We start from the raw sequence: 17260 nt of genomic DNA, 5'->3' as shown, positions 1-17260 counted from the left end.
AACCTGTGAATTTGGAGAGATGTGCAGTCTAGGAGGAAATATGTTACTTAATTTACATGTAAAAAATTTAGCATTAATAAAAGAAGTTGATGTTGATTTTACAAATGGTCTTGTAGTTTTGACAGGGGAAACCGGAGCAGGAAAATCGTTAATTCTTGGTTCAGTGAATATTGCTTTAGGTAAAAAAGTTGAAAAAGACATTATTAGAAAAGGTGCAGAATATGCACTTGTTGAATTAACGTTTTGCATTGATTCAAGATTGAAAGAAAAGTTAGAACAATACGATGTTTATCCGGAAGATGAAAATATAATAGTGGTTTCTAGAAAAATAACCCATGGTAGAAGTGTGTCTAAAATAAATGGAGAAACTGTTAGCCTTACAACTTTAAAAAATGTAATGGATTTACTAATAGATATACATGGCCAGCATGATCATCAGTCTCTACTTTATAAAAATACACATCTTCAGATTTTAGATAAATATGCAGGTGAAGAGGTAAAAGAACTAAAAAATACTATTTCCGACAAATACAGTCAATATGTTGAAATTAAAAAAGAATTAGACAAATTCGATATGGACGAAACAAAAAGGCTTAGGGAATGTGAATTTGCCGAATTTGAAATTAATGAAATTGAAGCAGCCAATTTAAGTTTAGGTGAAGATGATGAAGTAGAGAATGAGTTTAAAAAATTATCAGGTTCTGAAAAGATTATGTCTTCGCTTTCGGATGCATATCAGATTATGGGATATGAAGGTAATCAGGGTGTGTGTGAGTGTATAAGTCGTGTTGGATATGATTTATCGGAAATATCAGATATAGATTCTAAATTATCGGATTTACAAAAACAGATATATGATATAGATGATATGTGCAAAGGACTTGCCAGAGAAATATCAGATTATATAGATGAAGTAAATTATGAGCCTCAAAGAGTTGCTGAAGTTGAAGAAAGATTGAATCTTATTAATCATTTAAAATTAAAATATGGACAGTCAATTGAAAAAATATTAGCTTATAAAGGTGAAAAGCAGGCATATTTGGATAGTTTAAATAATTATAATTTGATGAGAGAAGAGACAAAAACAAAATTAGATAAAGAGATGAGCGAGTTAGTTGTATTATGTGATAAACTTTCGTCTCTTCGTAAAAAATATGCTATAAAACTTGAAGAAACGGTTGTTAAGGCTCTTGAAGATTTGAATTTTTTATCTGTTAAATTTAAAATTAATGTATCGAAAAAAGAAAATGTATCAGCTAATGGACAGGACGAAGTTGAATTTTTAATTTCTACAAATCCGGGAGAAGAAGTAAAATCTTTAGCAAAGGTCGCTTCCGGAGGTGAGTTGTCAAGAATAATGCTTGCTATTAAATCAATACTTGCCGGTGAAGATGAAATTGATACAATGATTTTTGACGAAATTGATACAGGAATTAGTGGAAAAACTGCACAGATGGTAGCGGATAAATTGATGGGCATAAGTAAGGAACATCAGGTTATTTGTATTTCGCATTTAGCTCAGATTGCGGCTATGGCAGATTCACATTATCTAATTGAAAAAAATACTGATGATGAGTCAACTGAAACGAATATATATAGATTATCAAGAGAAGATTCGATAAAAGAGCTGGTAAGAATTAGCAGTGGAGGAGAAATTACCGAGACAGCTATAAAACATGCTACAGAAATGAAAGAAATGGCAGAACGTGCAAAATTAGGTCAGTTTTAAAGTTATATTACTACATAAACTAAGAAGGAATAAAATATTCCTTCTTTTTTTATTTGCGTAAATAATAATAAAGTATATTTTATGCTGAATTGGTGTATATCACAAAAAATAATCAGAAAGTAACAAATAAATGCTTTCTTATATTTGTTAAAAAGAAGGAGAATAGGAGGATAAATGAGTATGAAACAAATAAATAAAAATACACGTAGAGCTAAAATTTATAAAAGATATCTGATAGTTTCCATAATTATAGGGTCGATTATGGTGTTTGTAACAGGTAAAGAATATATAGAAAAAAATATTCCTAAGGAACTTACGGCAGCTTACAATTCTTCAAAAGATTACGATAGTGGAATTAATTATGAGTATGATGTAAAAAGTGCCAGCGCTCAGATAAATGGAAGTGATACTAAAATATATGCATGTGGAATGCCTGTAGGTCTATATCTTCACACAGATGGAATAATGATTATAGATTATGCAGGTTTTGAAAGCATAGATGGCAACAAGGTTACACCATTGAAAAATAAAGTAAAAAAAGGCGATTATATTGTAAAAGTAAATGGAAAAAAAGTAGGTTCAAAACAGGAAGTAATTGATTTAGTCGAAAAAAGCAATGGGGAAACAATAGAACTTACTATAAAAAGAAATGATGAAGAAATAACAGAAAAAGTAAAACCTGTGAAGAACAAAAATGGAATATACAAAATTGGACTTTGGGTTAGAGACGATACACAGGGATTAGGAACTATTACTTTTGTTACTTCAAATGGAATTTTTGGGGCATTAGGACACGGCATAAGTGATTTAGATACAGGAGAAATGGTTACTTCATTTTCAGGAAATCTTTATTATGCAAATATATGGGGGATTAAAAAAGGAAAAATAGGAGAACCGGGAGGATTTTGTGGAAGCATAGATTATAACGAAGAAAATAAGGTTGGTACAATTACAAAAAATTGTGAAACAGGATTGTTTGGCAATGTTGATTTAAATAAAATTGATGTAGAAAAATTTAAAGAGGTTTCAGTTGCTAAAACAGATGAAGTAAAATGTGGAAAAGCAAAAATTATAATTTATAAGGATGGTAGATATAACGAGTATGATATTAATATTAATAGAGTTAGAAAGAGGGCAAATCAGAACAAAAATCTCGTGATTGAGGTTGCAGACAAGAAACTTTTAAGTAAAACAAATGGCATAATTCAGGGGATGAGTGGAGCACCAATTATTCAGAACGATAAACTAATAGGTGCGGTTACTCATGTGCTTATAAATGACCCACATCAAGGGTATGGAAGCCTTATAAGTAACATGATTCAATAATTTCATTAAATAAAAAACATTTTTTTAATATAAATTGTCATAAATATGGTATAATTATTCATAAGTATAAATTACAAAGGAGAGACAAATGGCTTCAAGACGATCAGAAAATATTAGTGAAATGAGTAATTTTGAAATAATTAAGGAAATGGAGGACTTGTTAAAGAAGTATAACAGAAAAACTGATAAGGCAATTTACAAAAAAAGCATTGTTAAATTATTACAGAGTGCAGAAGTAATATTAGCTGCAGATGTTGATTTTAAGAAAGCCCAATCAGATGGGGAATTTTTAGAAAAAGTAATTCTGAAAACAGATGTAGTTAAAGATTCTGAAAGAAAAAGAATGTTACCTATATTTACTTCTTTTGATCAAATACCGGATGATTATGCAGAACACTTTTCATTGATAAGAGTTCAGTCAAGAGTATGTTATAATCTTATGAATGAAAGAGATGACATCGATGGATTGGTTATAAATCCGTTTACAAAATCAATGCCATTAATAAAGAAAGTTGATGATAATCCGATAAGAAAAACAGAAGTTAAGGCTGAAATTGATGACTTTGTTTTAGTACACAATGGCGAAAGATATGTAGTTAATAAATGGCCGTTTACTATTGGTAGAGTGGGAACAGATATTGAAATTAACGAATCATATATTTCCAAAATTCACACTATTTTAGTATATAAGGATGGAAAATATATTATTGCTGACAACGAATCAACTAATGGAACTAAGGTAAATGGAATCTTACTTAAACCAAAGGTACCTGTTGTATTACACAGCGGATATAAAATACTTATTGCTGATGAAGAGGAATTTGAAGTCTATATAAACGAATAAAGTTTTTGACTTTTGTAAACCTGTTTCGACATTTTGTTTATCGTTTATTGACATAAATAATCGTTATATAAAAATTAAATCCAGATATGTAAACCACAATGTCATATACTGTCGAATATTGCGATTTGTTTAAGTTGAATCGCGTTTAATAACTAATTATAATTTATCTTGTTGAATGAACAGATAATTCGTGGCGCTGTGATTAAGTCATTCTAAACAATAATGTATTAGGAGAATATATATGGATAAGATTAGGGTAGCAATAGTAGATGATAACGATAAAATGGTTGAAATGATGGATGAGTATTTAGGCTCAGATGATGAAATAAATGTAATTGGCAGAGCAAAAAATGGAGAAGAAGCATTTGATTTGATTAAGGGGACCAGTCCTGATGTAGTATTACTTGATTTGATTATGCCTAAAATGGACGGTCTTTCTTTGATGGATAAGATACATAAAGACGGAACTATGATAAGGATGCCTTTTTTTATAATAACTTCTGCAATAAGCAATGAAGCGGTTATTCAGGATTCATTTAATTATGGAGCGGGATATTATATGTTAAAGCCTTTTGAAATGGATATGATTGTAGACAGGGTAAAAAGTGCAAAAGGAATTAACGGGAAAAAAATTCCAGAAAATAAAAAGATAATTGCTCCGCTTGAAGATATGCAGAAATTTATGGAGAGAAATATTGAAAGCGACGTTACTAATATTATTCATGATGTTGGAGTTCCAGCGCATATTAAAGGGTATCAGTATTTGAGGGAAGCGATTATAATGTCCGTTAACGATAATGAAATGTTAAATTCCATAACAAAAATTCTTTACCCATCAATTGCAAAGAAATTCCAGACTACACCAAGTAGAGTTGAAAGAGCAATAAGACATGCCATTGAAGTTGCATGGAACAGAGGAAAAATGGATACAATTGATGAATTGTTCGGATATACAATAAATGCAGAAAAAGGTAAACCGACAAATTCAGAATTTATAGCATTAATTGCTGATAAGATAAGAATTGAATATAAATGTAGATAGTTGTACTTTAAAATAGTCACAAAATACTATATACTAGATAATAAGAGAAAATCTATATGTACAGGAGGTTCTAGATATGAAGAAAATATTATTTGCGGCATCGGAATCTGTACCCTTCATTAAGACTGGCGGGCTTGCAGATGTAGTAGGTTCGTTACCTAAGTGGTTTGATAAAAAAGAATATGATGTACGTGTTATTATTCCAAAATATATGTGCATTGATGAAAAATGGAAAAGCAAAATGCAGTATGTAGACCATTTTTATATGGACTTATGTTGGAGACGTCAATACGTCGGAATTTTGCAGATGGAACTTGATGGAGTAACATATTACTTTATTGATAATGAATATTATTTCTCAGGACCAAAGCCATATGGAGATGTAAGATATGACCTCGAAAAATTTGCATTTTTCTCAAGAGCAGTATTGTCAGCACTTCCTGTTATTGGATTTAGACCTGATATTATACATTGTCATGACTGGCATACAGGACTTATACCTGTATATCTCAAAGATAGTTTTGCGTATAGCGAGTTCTATCAAGGCATTAAGTCAATTATGACAATACATAACTTGAAATTCCAAGGTGTTTGGGATATTAACACAATTAAAGATATTGCAGGACTATCAGATTATTATTTCACATCGGATAAATTAAAAGACTATGATAATGGTAATTATTTAAAGGGTGGAATAGTATATGCGGACTGGGTTACAACAGTAAGTGATACATATGCAGAAGAAATAAAGATGCCTTTCTATGGCGAAGGATTAGACGGCTTGCTTAGAGCAAGGTCTAATTGCCTGTCAGGTATTGTTAACGGTATAGATTATGATGAATATAATCCGGAAACAGATGAGAATATAGCAAAGAATTACAGTGTAGCTAATTTCAGAAAAGAAAAAGTAAAGAATAAAGTTGCTTTACAAAAAGAATTAGGATTAGAAGTAGACCCTAAGAAGATGATGATTGGTTTAGTAAGCCGTTTGACAGATCAGAAAGGTTTGGATTTAGTTGCATACATAATGGATGAACTTTGTTCAGATGCAATTCAGTTTGTTGTTCTTGGAACAGGTGAAGACCGTTACGAAAATATGTTCAGACATTTTGATTGGAAATACGGACAGTCAGTTTCAGCAAATATTTACTATTCTGAAGCAATGTCTCATAAAATATACGCAGCATGTGATGCGTTCCTTATGCCTTCATTATTTGAACCATGTGGATTAAGTCAGTTAATGAGTTTAAGATATGGAACAGTACCTATTGTAAGAGAAACAGGTGGATTAAAAGATACTGTTGAACCATATAATGAATTTGAGGGAACAGGAACAGGATTTTCATTTGCAAATTACAATGCTCATGAGATGTTAGGAACAATAAGATATGCTGAAAAAGTATTCTATGATAAAAAGAGAGATTGGAATAAGATTGTAGAAAGAGGAATGAAAGTCGATTTCTCATGGAAAACTTCAGCGGAAAAGTATAAGAATTTATATGACAATTTAATAGGATAATATATTCAAAAAAGTTTTAAACGATATTAATGAATATATATGATATAGAAGGAAAGATTGCTTATGCAGTCTTTTCTTTTTTTGGATTTTTTTTAAACATGGGTGGTCCAAATGTTTATAGAAATTTTTTGTTCTTTATTAAGCATGGAAATCCAGATTTTATAGAAATTTTTTGGGCCTATGTCAAGTGTAGAAATTCGAGTATTTATAAAAAATTTTGCTCATATATCAAGCATAGGACTCCAAGTTTTTATAGAAATTTTTTGATGTTAAAAAATTACGAATAAATAATTTAAAAGAAGAAATACTAAATTAGGTAATGATAATTAGGAGGTACAATATGAGTAATTTATCAGAACTTGATTTACAGAATTTAAGACATTTAATTACAGGATATGAAACATGTGGTGAAAAGATGTCATGTTATGCAAAAGAAGCTACTGATCCTGAAGTAAAAAAATTTTTTGAAGATGGCGTTAATTCAGCAACACAAAATAAAGAAAAATTAATGAAATTTTTAGGATAGGAGAAGTAATAAAATGCAGGAAAAATATATGGTTATTGATTCATTAGAAGGAATTAATTCTGAGATTGAGAAGTTTGGGAATATGATTCCTCAGACGGAAAATAAAGAATTAAAACAGACATTAAAAGAGATGAGAAATAAATGTGAAATGTCACAGGAACAGTTAGCACAGATTGCTACAGCAAAGAATTATTATGTTCCGGCAGCACAGGCATCAGAACAGGAAATTCAGTCAGTAAAATCTATATTTCAGTAGTAAAGTTAATTTAGTATACAAATAAAGTAGTAAAAATACTTTAATAAAAACATGTTTTAAATTAAATTTATCAAATTAAAAAAATCCGCCATCTTTTTTGATGGCGGAAAATGTACATATTAAATAATCTCCTGTATACCTGTTATATCAGGAGTGATTGCCATAGAATAGTTTGTATGGTAAATAACAAATCCTGGCATAGCACCGGCAACTTTTTTTACCTGTTTTCTTTGAATGTAATCAATTTCGACTTTATCCTGATTACATCCCTTAGAAAAATGAGCAGCAAGTCTTGCAGCCTCTTCAAATGTAGCGTCAGGTAATTCCTTACCCTCACATTTGACAATTACGTGAGAACCCGGGAAAGTTTTACTATGGAACCACCAGTCATTACCGTTTGCAACTTTAAATGTAAGGTTTTCATTTTGAATGTTGTTTTTTCCAACATACATATGAAATCCATCAGAGGAAATGAAATGTAAAGGTTTATTTACTATTTTTTCTTTTTTCCCTGTTCGCTTAAATTTAATATATCCGGTCTGAATTAATTCATCCTTAATCGCTTTTAAGTCATTTTCGCTTGTAGCAATATCAATTGAAGCACTGACAGTTTCAAGGTAATCAATAGATTTTTTTGTCTCTATAATAATATCTGATAATGCTTCATTAGTACGTTTTAATTTTGCGTATTTGTCAAAGAATTTTTTCGCATTTTCAATTGGTGAAATAGTAGGGTCAAGCGGAATTGATATTGGCTCATTAGTATAGAAATTAATTGTATCGAATTTCTTGGCGCCGGGTTCAATTGAATAACCATAAGTTGTAAGTAATTCACCATATACTTTATATTTATCTTTTTTTAATGTATCTTTCATTTGCTTTTCCTGAATAGCAAATTTTTTTCTGTCTTTTTCTAATGCGTTTGTTACGACACGCCTTAAGTCAGAAGATTTTTGCCTCATACGTGTATGCAAATTTTTCTTGGCATAATAGTTCCTTAACAAAGAACTCATGTCGTCATAAATAATTTCATTACAGTCTGAATGAGTAGAAAGACGTACAGCTGAAAAATCTACAGGTAAATCATCTTTTTCATATATAACAGGTGTAAATTCACCTTTTTTAATTTTGTTCATTAATTCATAAAATTGAATCCAGATTAAGTTTTGATTCCCATGTTCTAATACGTTTGCAGGAATAGATGAATCAAATTTTGCAACATAACATATGCTTTCAGCAATAGTTGGACTAATTCCGGTAAAGGAAGTGTAAATTGCTTTTGAAAGATTAATCGGTTTAGAGAATACTGTGTTAAAGAATTCTTCTTTTGAAACTGATAATGGATCGAATTTATCCATTGTATCAGGAATAAAATATTCTTTTCCGGGGAGAACCTGTCTTACAGAACTCATAACGGCTGATACATGTTTTATGCTGTCTAATATCATATTATTTTCATCGCAGAAAATAATATTGCTGTGTTTGCCCATTAGTTCGACAATTAAATGCTTTTGTCTTATGTCTCCTAAATCATCTAAATGCTGTATTTCAAAATCCAGGATTCGTTCAAGTCCCGGCTGTGTAATGTTTATGATTCGTCCATTATTTATATGTTTTCTGAGTAACATACAAAAGTTAGGAGCTGTCATTGGACTAGGTTTAGATTCTTCAGTTATGTATATTAATGGAAGGCTTGCATTAGCTGAAATTAAAAGTTTGTATTGAGCTTTGCCATTTTTAATAGTTAATGTGAGCTCGTCATTTTCTGTCTGGGCAATTTTATACAGTCTTCCATCTGTAAATTTATTTTTAAATTCCTGTGCCAAAGCAGCAACAGTTATTCCGTCAAATGCCATAATTTGAAATTCCTTTCGTATATCGAAATTTTAAAGTTACTGATAATATAATAATGTATTTTTCATTTTATTATTTTATGAATTTCAAGTCAACCTTGACTGAATATTTCAAATGAATTATAATAAGTTGAATTATGGCATTGTATGCTTAAAAAGAAATGAATGGTGAATGATATGCTATGTAGTATGACGGGATTTGGAAGAAGTGAAGTGTCAGTAGGAGAGAGAAAGGTTACTGTTGAAATTAAATCAGTTAATCATAGATTTCTTGAGGCAGGCATAAAACTTCCAAAAAAATTAAATTATTTAGATGGAGATATTAGAAGAATATTAAAATCTAAGATTGAAAGAGGAAAAGTAGATGTTTTTATTACTTATGAAAACACAGGTGAAGGAAATGTCTGCTTGAAGTATAATTCTGAACTTGCAGCTGAATATTACAATATATTTAAGAAAATGAGTGATGAGTTAGGAATAGACAATGATATAACAACATCTAAATTAGGACGTTGCCCTGAAGTTATAATGATGGAGGAGCAGAGTGAAGATGAGGATGAATTATTACACATTGTTGAAGATGCAATGATACAGGCATGTGATAAGTTGGTTCAGGCAAGAAATGCAGAAGGCGAAAGACTTAAAGCTGATTTAATGAATAAGTTAGACAATATAGAAAAAAATGTTTTATTTATTCAGGAAAAGTCCCCTTTAATTGTTGCGGAATATCGTGAAAAAATTAATGAAAGATTGCATGAATTACTTGAGGATAATCAGATAGATGAAGGCCGAATTGCACAGGAAGTAACAATTTATGCAGATAAGATATGTGTAGACGAAGAGATAATAAGACTGCTTAGTCATATTAAGGCTATGAGAGACAGTCTTAATAGCAATAAAGCTATAGGTAGAAAATTAGATTTTATTACTCAGGAAATGAATAGAGAAGCTAATACTACTTTATCAAAGACGTCTAATCATGAAATTGCAGATGTGGCAATCGAATTAAAGACTGAAATCGAAAAGATTAGAGAACAAATACAGAATTTGGAGTAAGAGTAATGAGTAAACAGGGTAAATTATTAATTATTTCAGGTTTCTCAGGTGTTGGAAAAGGAACTGTAGTTAATAAATTAATAGATAAATACGATGATTACACAATTTCAATTTCAGCTACAACGAGAAAACCAAGAGTTGGAGAAGTTGATAAGGTAAATTATTTCTTTGTTAGTAAAGAAGAATTTGAAGATATGATAGCTAATAATAAATTGTTAGAATATGCACAGTATGTTGACAATTATTATGGTACTCCGCTTGAATTTGTTAATGAAAAGTTAAATGAGGGCATTAATGTTATTCTAGAAATTGAAACTCAGGGCGCTTTGAAGGTAAAAGAGATAATGCCTGAAGCAATGATGATTTTTATTCTTCCTCCAAGTGCAGAGGAGTTAAAAAAACGTTTGGTCGGCAGAAACACAGAGTCTATGGAAGTAATAAATAAAAGACTCATGAAAGCAGCTGAAGAAACAATATTTATGGATAATTATGAATATTTCGTTATTAACGATGAAATAGAAGGTTGTGTCGAAAAAATCAATTTAGTTGTGAATAACGATACAACAGGAACAGCTTCAAAAAAAGAAGTTGAAGAAATTAAAAATGATATTAAAAAATTTTCGAAAGGAGAATAAATTATGTTACATCCATCATATTCAGATTTAATGGCAATAGCAAACAGCGACGTTGAGGAAGGTGAACATCCGGTAGTACAAAGCAGATATTCAATTGTTATGGCTACATCAAAGAGAGCAAGACAGATAATTGCAGGTGATGCACCACTTATTGATGATGCTGATGATAAGAAACCACTTTCTATCGCAGTAGAAGAATTATACAAATCTAAGATTAAAATCTTAGGAGACGACGAAAGCGAAAATTAGAAAATAAGGGAGGCTTTTGTAGAATGACATATAGAATGATTCATTTTACAAAAGTCTCTTGTTTTGTAGGAGATAAAATGAAAATCTTATTTATTTCATTAGGTTGTGATAAAAACTTAGTTGATTCAGAGCACATGATAGGACTTTTAGGAAAAGCAGGTTATGAATTTACTTCTGATGAAACTGAGGCTGATATTATAATTATAAATAGTTGTAGTTTTATTAAAGATGCAAAAGAAGAAAGTATTGAAACAATATTTAATATGGCAAGAATGAAAGAAGAAGGAAATTGTAAAGCTTTGGTTTTAGCAGGATGCCTTGCGCAAAGATATCATGAAGAAATTAAAGATGAAATTCCTGAAATAGACATTGTTGTTGGTACTACGGCTATTGATGATATTGTAACTATAGTAGAAGATTATTTTAATAAGAATGAAAAAAAGCAATATATTAAAAATATAAATCTATTAGCCGGTACAAAAGCACCACGTGGTAATGCTGGAACAGACAGATATGCTTATTTAAAAATTGCAGAAGGTTGTGATAAACATTGCACATATTGCATTATTCCAAAAATCAGAGGAGACTATAGAAGTGTGCCAATGGAAGATTTAATTGCTGAAGCAAAAGATTTAGCTGAGTCAGGCATACGCGAGTTGATTTTGGTTGCCCAGGAAACAACAATGTATGGAAAAGATATATATGGAGAAAAAAGACTTCATATTTTATTAAAGGAATTATGCAAGATTGAAGACATCGAATGGATTAGAGTGTTATACTGTTATCCGGAAGAAATATATGATGAATTGATTCATACCATTGCAAGTGAAGATAAGATATGTAATTACTTAGATATTCCTATTCAGCATGCAAGTGATAATGTATTAAAACGGATGGGACGAAGAACAACTAATCAGGAATTAAGGGATGTTATTGCAAAACTAAGAAAAGAAATACCTGACATAGTACTTCGTACAACTTTAATTACAGGATTTCCCGGAGAAACACAAAAGGATCATGAAATTCTTATGAATTTTGTGGATGAAATGGAATTTGAAAGATTAGGTGTATTCACATATTCAAAAGAAGAAGGAACACCTGCTGAAAAGATGGAAAATCAGATTCCGGAAGAAGTTAAAGAAGAACGTAGAGATGAAATTATGGAACTTCAACAGGAAATTGCCTTTGATTTTTCTGAAAAAATGATTGGAAAGGTTATGAAGGCTTATATTGAAGGAAAAATTTCAGGAGAAAACGCATATATTGCAAGAACATATATGGACATACCGGGTGTTGACAGTAATGTTTTTGTAATTACCGATGAAGAATTAATGACGGGTGATTTTGTAAATGTATTAATTACAGGCTCAAATGATTATGATTTGATAGGTGAACTTCAATACAAATAGATGAGAAGGAGATAAAAAGATGAATTTACCAAATAAACTAACGGTTTTCAGGGTGATTTTAATACCGTTTTTTGTATGTTTTATGTTGGCTGATATTTTTGGAGGTATAGACAAATATATCGCTGTTGGAATATTTATTGTTGCAAGTTTAACAGACTTACTTGATGGAAAGATTGCAAGAAAATACAATCTTGTTACAAATTTTGGAAAATTTATGGATCCATTAGCAGATAAATTGTTGGTAAGCGCTGCTTTAATTTGTTTATCAGAAAGTAAAATTCCAGTATGGATTGTAATTATAATTATCAGTAGAGAATTATTTATCAGTGGATTTAGAACACTTGCTGCAGATAAAGGAGTTGTTCTTGCTGCAGGTTGGTGGGGTAAATTTAAAACAACATTCCAAATGATTATGATTATTGTATTAATTATTGATTTGCCTTATACATTTATGGGAGTTATAGGAACTGCTTTAATATATATATCATTAGCTCTCACGATTATTTCAATGGTAGATTATGTATATAAGAATGTAGATGTACTAAAGGGGTAATATTTTAAAAATATTTATATGTACAACAAATATACGTTGTCTGAAATAGTCAGGCATTAAGCTTAAAATAAATTAAGTAAAAATAAAAGGATAGGTGTCTGCTTAAGTAGGCATCTATGTTTTTATATAAATATATTTGGCTGGTTTTAATGCAGTATGCTAATAATAAAATCCCACAACTGACCGGGAGAAAGGAGTATTCAATTAATATATAAGATAATTGAAATGGATGGAATAAAATGAATTTAGAGGAAAGATTAGTTAAAATGTTATTAGATAGAAACGAAAAAGTTTCTACAGCAGAATCATGTACAGGAGGCTTAGTGGCTGGAAAGATTGTAAATGTTTCAGGAGCATCTGAAGTATTTGACGAAGGATATGTAACTTATGCTAATAAATCAAAAGCAAAATTATTAGGGGTAAGTAAAGAAATTTTGGACAATGAAGGAGCTGTAAGTAAAGAATGTGCAATGGAAATGGCAATTGGATGCGCAAAAGCAGCAAATGCCCAGCTTGGATTATCCACAACCGGAATTGCGGGACCGGGAGGAGGAACACCTGATAAACCTGTAGGGTTAGTTTATTTTGGATGTTATTATAATGGAGAAGTTTCCTGTGAAAAGCATATATTTAAAGGAGATAGATATGAAGTACGTACTCAGGCTGCAGATAAAATTTTGGAAATTGCCTTAAATAAAATGACTTTAAAAAATTAAGTAAATGCTATACAAAACAAAATATTATAAAAAATGATTGAATAATACTTAATTTTATTATAGAATCTTATAGACGAAAAAAGGATAGGAGGCCCACTAATGTTTTATAATGAATATAGCAAAGAAAAATTGCAGGAAGAATTAGAAGGACTTTACAAAGAGTACAATAAGATTAAGGAATCCGGAATTAGTTTGGATATGTCAAGAGGAAAACCGGGACCTGACCAATTAGATTTGTCAATGGATATGTTAGATGTATTTAATTCAGAAAGTGATTTAAAGGCATCAAACGGTTTAGATTGCAGAAATTATGGCGTTTTAGATGGAATTCCGGAAGCTAAAAAAATGATGGCTGATATTATGGAGTGTAATCCGGAAAATGTTATTATTGGCGGAAATGCAAGTCTTAATTTAATGTATGATGCAATTTCAAGAGCATATACACATGGAATTATGGGTGAAACTCCTTGGTGTAAATTAGATAAAGTAAAATGGTTATGCCCGGTGCCTGGATATGACAGACATTTTGGTATTACAGAACATTTCGGTATTGAAATGATAAATATTCCACTTAAAGAAGATGGACCTGATATGGATATGATTGAAGAATTAGTTTCTAAAGATGCATCTATAAAAGGTATTTGGTGTGTACCAAAATATGAAAATCCAACAGGATTGTCTTATTCAGATGAAGTTGTAAAAAGAATGGCAGCACTTAAACCGGCAGCTAAAGACTTTAGAATTTTCTGGGATAATGCATATGCTATTCATCATTTATACGATGAAGAAGAAAAACAGGATACTATATTAAATATTATTGATGAATGTAAAAAAGCAGGAAATGAAGATATGGTGTACGAATTTGCATCAACATCGAAAGTTACATTCCCAGGTTCAGGGATAGCTGCGATAGCTTCATCTGTAGCAAATGTTGATGAAATTAAGAAGAGAATGTCAGTACAGACAATCGGATTTGATAAAATGAATCAGCTTCGTCATGTAAAATATTTCAAGAATGCTGAAGGTGTAAAAAAACATATGGCTAAACATGCAGCTAAATTAAGACCAAAGTTTGAAGCAGTATTGAAAATGCTTGATACTGAATTAGATGGATATGGAATTGCTACATGGACAAAGCCAAATGGTGGATATTTCATATCTTTTGATGTTATGGAAGGCTGTGCAAAGAAAGTAGTAAATATGTGCAAAGAAGCAGGAATGGTTCTCACAGGGGCAGGAGCACCTTTCCCATATGGAATAGATCCTAAAGATAGCAATATTAGAATTGCACCATCATATCCTTCACCTGAAGAATTGATCGATGCAAGTAAAATATTGATTGTTTGTACAAAAATTGCTGCAATTGAAAAATTGCTTGAAACTAAGTAAGATAATCTTATTTTGAAATATTAGGATTAAGTTTGATTTTGATGTCATTAAGCAATTATTATTTTTGATAAAAAATAAATCTAAAAATAAATATATAAATAAGCCGTATGAGTAATTAGTGCGATAGAATGCAACATAATTTTCATACGGCTTTAATTGTATCCGGACTAATGTTTGAAGATGGAATCGTTAGTTGTCATGCATTGGAGAGACTAATCTTATAGTTTGATTAGGATTGGTTTGTAACTATTCAAATATATACTTAAATTGTTAATTGTCTGTAATATATATTTAAAATGCTGATTGTGACGATAAAGTTTTAATAAAAATATTTAAACAATAAATTTAATATTGCAATTTAAATATAAAATGTGATATTATAATAGCGTCCGTAATAAAAAAAGGTTGACATTGGTTCAATGTTATAATAAGATAATAACATAACGAACATAAGTTCGAACAGAAAGGGAACGAAATGAATAAAGAAGATAAATTAAAAGCACTCGATGCAGCGATTGCTAAGATTGAGAAAGATCATGGTAAAGGATCAATTATGAAACTTGGGGATTCAAGGGCGCAGATGAATGTAGATTCAACACCTACAGGTTCATTAAGCCTTGATATAGCACTTGGAATTGGAGGGATTCCTAAGGGAAGAATTATTGAAATATATGGCCCTGAATCAAGTGGTAAGACAACGGTTGCATTACATATGATTGCTGAAGTACAGAAACAGGGCGGAGTTGCAGGGTTTATTGATGCTGAACATGCACTTGATCCGATTTATGCTAAGAATATTGGTGTTGATATAGATAATTTATATATTTCACAGCCTGATTTTGGTGAACAGGCATTAGAAATTGCCGATACAATGGTTCGTTCAGGAGCAGTTGATATAATTGTTGTTGATTCAGTTGCGGCATTAGTTCCTAAAGCTGAAATTGATGGCGAGATGGGTGATACACATGTAGCACTTCAGGCAAGACTTATGTCACAGGCATTAAGAAAATTAACAGGTGTTATAAATAAGACGAATTGTTCTGTTATTTTCATTAACCAGTTAAGAGAAAAAGTTGGGGTTATGTTTGGTAATCCGGAAACCACAACAGGTGGTAGAGCATTGAAATTCTATTCATCTGTAAGAATTGATGTTAGAAGAGTTGAAACATTAAAAGCAGGTGGAGAGATGATTGGAAACCGTGCTAAAGTAAAGATTGTTAAGAATAAAGTAGCTCCTCCGTTTAAAGAAGCTGAGTTTGATATTATGTTTGGTAAAGGAATATCTAAAGAAGGAGATATTTTAGATTTAGCATCTAAAATTGGAGTCGTTGTAAAGAGCGGCGCATGGTATGCATATAATGGTGAGAAGATTGGCCAGGGTAGAGAAAATGCCAAGATATATCTAAGAGAACATGAAGCTGCTATGAACGAAATAGAAAAGAAAGTTCGTGAACATTTTTCTTCACATGATGAGGAAAGTGAATCAGAAGAGCAGGATAATGGTAAGGTAGAGGAATAACATGCACTATATTACTGAAATAAAAGATATAGGAAAGAAATGTAGAATTATAATCGATGACGATATCGTAGTTCAATTATATAAAGGAGAAGTTCGAAAACTGGGAATAAAAGCAGATTCTCAGTTTTCGAATGAGTCTTATAATGAAATGTATAATATCTTAAATAAGAGAGCGCGTGAGCGCTCATTATTTTTATTAAAAGATATGGATAAGACAGAAAAACAGATAAGAGATAAGTTAAAATTAGGTGATTACCCGGAAGATATAATAAATAATGCAATTGAATTTTTAAAGAAATATGGTTATGTAGATGATATACGATATGCGAAACTCTATATATCCTCTAAACAAAATTCGAAAAGTATAAAACAAATAAAACTTGAATTATATAAAAAAGGAGTTAATAAGGAAAATGTCAGTAAAGTTCTTTTAGAAATGGATTTATCTAATGAAGAGGCATTAAATAAATTAATAGAAAAGATTATAAAAAAATATGATTTGAATGATAAGACACAGTATAACAAGATGTGCAGATATCTGTTAGGAAAAGGATTTTCTTATGGAGAAATACAGGAAGCACTATTTAAGTACACCAACTATGATACGGAATGGTAATGCACAAATGTTAGTTTGTTCAA

17 protein-coding genes are annotated in these 17260 nt (G+C 30.8%); 16 read left to right on the top strand and 1 reads right to left on the bottom strand.

Going from position 1 to position 17260, the window contains the following annotated elements:
- Positions 1-40 precede the first annotated feature (40 nt).
- The 7 genes from recN (at position 41) to DWX29_RS02845 (ending at position 7242) form a co-directional block, all read left to right on the top strand.
- Positions 41-1729 (top strand): DNA repair protein RecN, encoded by a 1689-nt coding sequence (gene recN / locus DWX29_RS02875; RefSeq protein ID WP_118565133.1) that lies wholly within the window; start codon positions 41-43, stop codon positions 1727-1729.
- A gap of 180 nt (positions 1730-1909) precedes the next feature.
- A complete protein-coding gene (spoIVB, locus tag DWX29_RS02870) occupies positions 1910-3055 on the top strand; it encodes a SpoIVB peptidase (protein ID WP_158574483.1) in 1146 nt (381 codons plus the stop codon).
- An 88-nt stretch (positions 3056-3143) separates the two neighbouring features.
- The gene (locus tag DWX29_RS02865) at positions 3144-3899 is read left to right on the top strand and encodes an SseB family protein (protein WP_118565131.1); all 756 of its coding nucleotides are present in this window, start codon (positions 3144-3146) and stop codon (positions 3897-3899) included.
- Between the two features lie 241 nt (positions 3900-4140).
- Positions 4141-4941, top strand: a complete 801-nt coding sequence (spo0A, locus tag DWX29_RS02860) for a sporulation transcription factor Spo0A (protein ID WP_022089033.1) — start codon at positions 4141-4143, stop codon at positions 4939-4941.
- Positions 4942-5017: 76 nt separating this feature from the next.
- The gene (gene glgA / locus DWX29_RS02855) at positions 5018-6460 is read left to right on the top strand and encodes a glycogen synthase GlgA (protein ID WP_118565130.1); all 1443 of its coding nucleotides are present in this window, start codon (positions 5018-5020) and stop codon (positions 6458-6460) included.
- Positions 6461-6800: 340 nt separating this feature from the next.
- Positions 6801-6986 carry a hypothetical protein gene (locus DWX29_RS02850; RefSeq protein ID WP_022089035.1) on the top strand — a complete coding sequence of 62 codons (186 nt, stop codon included), beginning with the start codon at positions 6801-6803 and terminating at the stop codon, positions 6984-6986.
- A 13-nt stretch (positions 6987-6999) separates the two neighbouring features.
- Positions 7000-7242 (top strand): spore coat protein, encoded by a 243-nt coding sequence (locus DWX29_RS02845; RefSeq protein WP_022089036.1) that lies wholly within the window; start codon positions 7000-7002, stop codon positions 7240-7242.
- A gap of 119 nt (positions 7243-7361) precedes the next feature.
- Here DWX29_RS02845 and DWX29_RS02840 read toward each other — a convergent pair whose 3' ends face one another.
- Positions 7362-9098, bottom strand: a complete 1737-nt coding sequence (locus DWX29_RS02840) for an NFACT RNA binding domain-containing protein (protein ID WP_118565129.1) — start codon at positions 9096-9098, stop codon at positions 7362-7364.
- Positions 9099-9272: 174 nt separating this feature from the next.
- On the opposite strand from DWX29_RS02840, the gene DWX29_RS02835 reads away from it, so the two are divergent.
- The 9 genes from DWX29_RS02835 (at position 9273) to DWX29_RS02795 (ending at position 17237) form a co-directional block, all read left to right on the top strand.
- Positions 9273-10151 carry a YicC/YloC family endoribonuclease gene (locus tag DWX29_RS02835; protein WP_118565128.1) on the top strand — a complete coding sequence of 293 codons (879 nt, stop codon included), beginning with the start codon at positions 9273-9275 and terminating at the stop codon, positions 10149-10151.
- A 5-nt stretch (positions 10152-10156) separates the two neighbouring features.
- Positions 10157-10786: a guanylate kinase gene (gene gmk / locus DWX29_RS02830; protein WP_118565127.1), complete on the top strand. Its 630-nt coding sequence runs from the start codon at positions 10157-10159 to the stop codon at positions 10784-10786.
- A 3-nt stretch (positions 10787-10789) separates the two neighbouring features.
- Complete coding sequence (rpoZ, locus tag DWX29_RS02825) at positions 10790-11035, top strand: DNA-directed RNA polymerase subunit omega (RefSeq protein ID WP_022089040.1); 246 nt, start codon at positions 10790-10792, stop codon at positions 11033-11035.
- Positions 11036-11112: 77 nt separating this feature from the next.
- Positions 11113-12444, top strand: a complete 1332-nt coding sequence (gene rimO, locus DWX29_RS02820) for a 30S ribosomal protein S12 methylthiotransferase RimO (RefSeq protein WP_118565162.1) — start codon at positions 11113-11115, stop codon at positions 12442-12444.
- Positions 12445-12463: 19 nt separating this feature from the next.
- Entirely contained in the window at positions 12464-12997 is a 534-nt protein-coding gene (gene pgsA, locus DWX29_RS02815; protein WP_117910195.1) for a CDP-diacylglycerol--glycerol-3-phosphate 3-phosphatidyltransferase, read from the top strand.
- A gap of 239 nt (positions 12998-13236) precedes the next feature.
- Complete coding sequence (locus DWX29_RS02810) at positions 13237-13713, top strand: CinA family protein (RefSeq protein ID WP_022089043.1); 477 nt, start codon at positions 13237-13239, stop codon at positions 13711-13713.
- 99 nt (positions 13714-13812) lie between these two features.
- The gene (locus tag DWX29_RS02805; protein ID WP_118565126.1) at positions 13813-15102 is read left to right on the top strand and encodes an aminotransferase; all 1290 of its coding nucleotides are present in this window, start codon (positions 13813-13815) and stop codon (positions 15100-15102) included.
- A gap of 475 nt (positions 15103-15577) precedes the next feature.
- Positions 15578-16621 carry a recombinase RecA gene (recA, locus tag DWX29_RS02800; protein ID WP_118565125.1) on the top strand — a complete coding sequence of 348 codons (1044 nt, stop codon included), beginning with the start codon at positions 15578-15580 and terminating at the stop codon, positions 16619-16621.
- Position 16622: 1 nt separating this feature from the next.
- Positions 16623-17237 carry a regulatory protein RecX gene (locus tag DWX29_RS02795; RefSeq protein WP_118565124.1) on the top strand — a complete coding sequence of 205 codons (615 nt, stop codon included), beginning with the start codon at positions 16623-16625 and terminating at the stop codon, positions 17235-17237.
- The last annotated feature ends 23 nt before the right edge of the window (positions 17238-17260 follow it).

This window comes from Eubacterium sp. AF19-12LB, assembly GCF_003479125.1.
Classification (GTDB): domain Bacteria; phylum Bacillota; class Clostridia; order Lachnospirales; family Lachnospiraceae; genus Eubacterium_U; species Eubacterium_U album.
Note: the sequence above shows the minus strand (reverse complement) of the source record. Positions and strands in the feature narration are given on the sequence as shown.

Bases quoted from the DNA above. Each gene is read 5' to 3' on its own strand.
- recN (WP_118565133.1), top strand. From the start codon at position 41: ATGTTACTTAATTTACATGTAAAAAATTTAGCATTAATAAAAGAAGTT.
- spoIVB (WP_158574483.1), top strand. From the start codon at position 1,910: ATGAAACAAATAAATAAAAATACACGTAGAGCTAAAATTTATAAAAGA.
- DWX29_RS02865 (WP_118565131.1), top strand. From the start codon at position 3,144: ATGGCTTCAAGACGATCAGAAAATATTAGTGAAATGAGTAATTTTGAA.
- spo0A (WP_022089033.1), top strand. From the start codon at position 4,141: ATGGATAAGATTAGGGTAGCAATAGTAGATGATAACGATAAAATGGTT.
- glgA (WP_118565130.1), top strand. From the start codon at position 5,018: ATGAAGAAAATATTATTTGCGGCATCGGAATCTGTACCCTTCATTAAG.
- DWX29_RS02850 (WP_022089035.1), top strand. From the start codon at position 6,801: ATGAGTAATTTATCAGAACTTGATTTACAGAATTTAAGACATTTAATT.
- DWX29_RS02845 (WP_022089036.1), top strand. From the start codon at position 7,000: ATGCAGGAAAAATATATGGTTATTGATTCATTAGAAGGAATTAATTCT.
- DWX29_RS02840 (WP_118565129.1), bottom strand. From the start codon at position 9,098: ATGGCATTTGACGGAATAACTGTTGCTGCTTTGGCACAGGAATTTAAA.
- DWX29_RS02835 (WP_118565128.1), top strand. From the start codon at position 9,273: ATGCTATGTAGTATGACGGGATTTGGAAGAAGTGAAGTGTCAGTAGGA.
- gmk (WP_118565127.1), top strand. From the start codon at position 10,157: ATGAGTAAACAGGGTAAATTATTAATTATTTCAGGTTTCTCAGGTGTT.
- rpoZ (WP_022089040.1), top strand. From the start codon at position 10,790: ATGTTACATCCATCATATTCAGATTTAATGGCAATAGCAAACAGCGAC.
- rimO (WP_118565162.1), top strand. From the start codon at position 11,113: ATGAAAATCTTATTTATTTCATTAGGTTGTGATAAAAACTTAGTTGAT.
- pgsA (WP_117910195.1), top strand. From the start codon at position 12,464: ATGAATTTACCAAATAAACTAACGGTTTTCAGGGTGATTTTAATACCG.
- DWX29_RS02810 (WP_022089043.1), top strand. From the start codon at position 13,237: ATGAATTTAGAGGAAAGATTAGTTAAAATGTTATTAGATAGAAACGAA.
- DWX29_RS02805 (WP_118565126.1), top strand. From the start codon at position 13,813: ATGTTTTATAATGAATATAGCAAAGAAAAATTGCAGGAAGAATTAGAA.
- recA (WP_118565125.1), top strand. From the start codon at position 15,578: ATGAATAAAGAAGATAAATTAAAAGCACTCGATGCAGCGATTGCTAAG.
- DWX29_RS02795 (WP_118565124.1), top strand. From the start codon at position 16,623: ATGCACTATATTACTGAAATAAAAGATATAGGAAAGAAATGTAGAATT.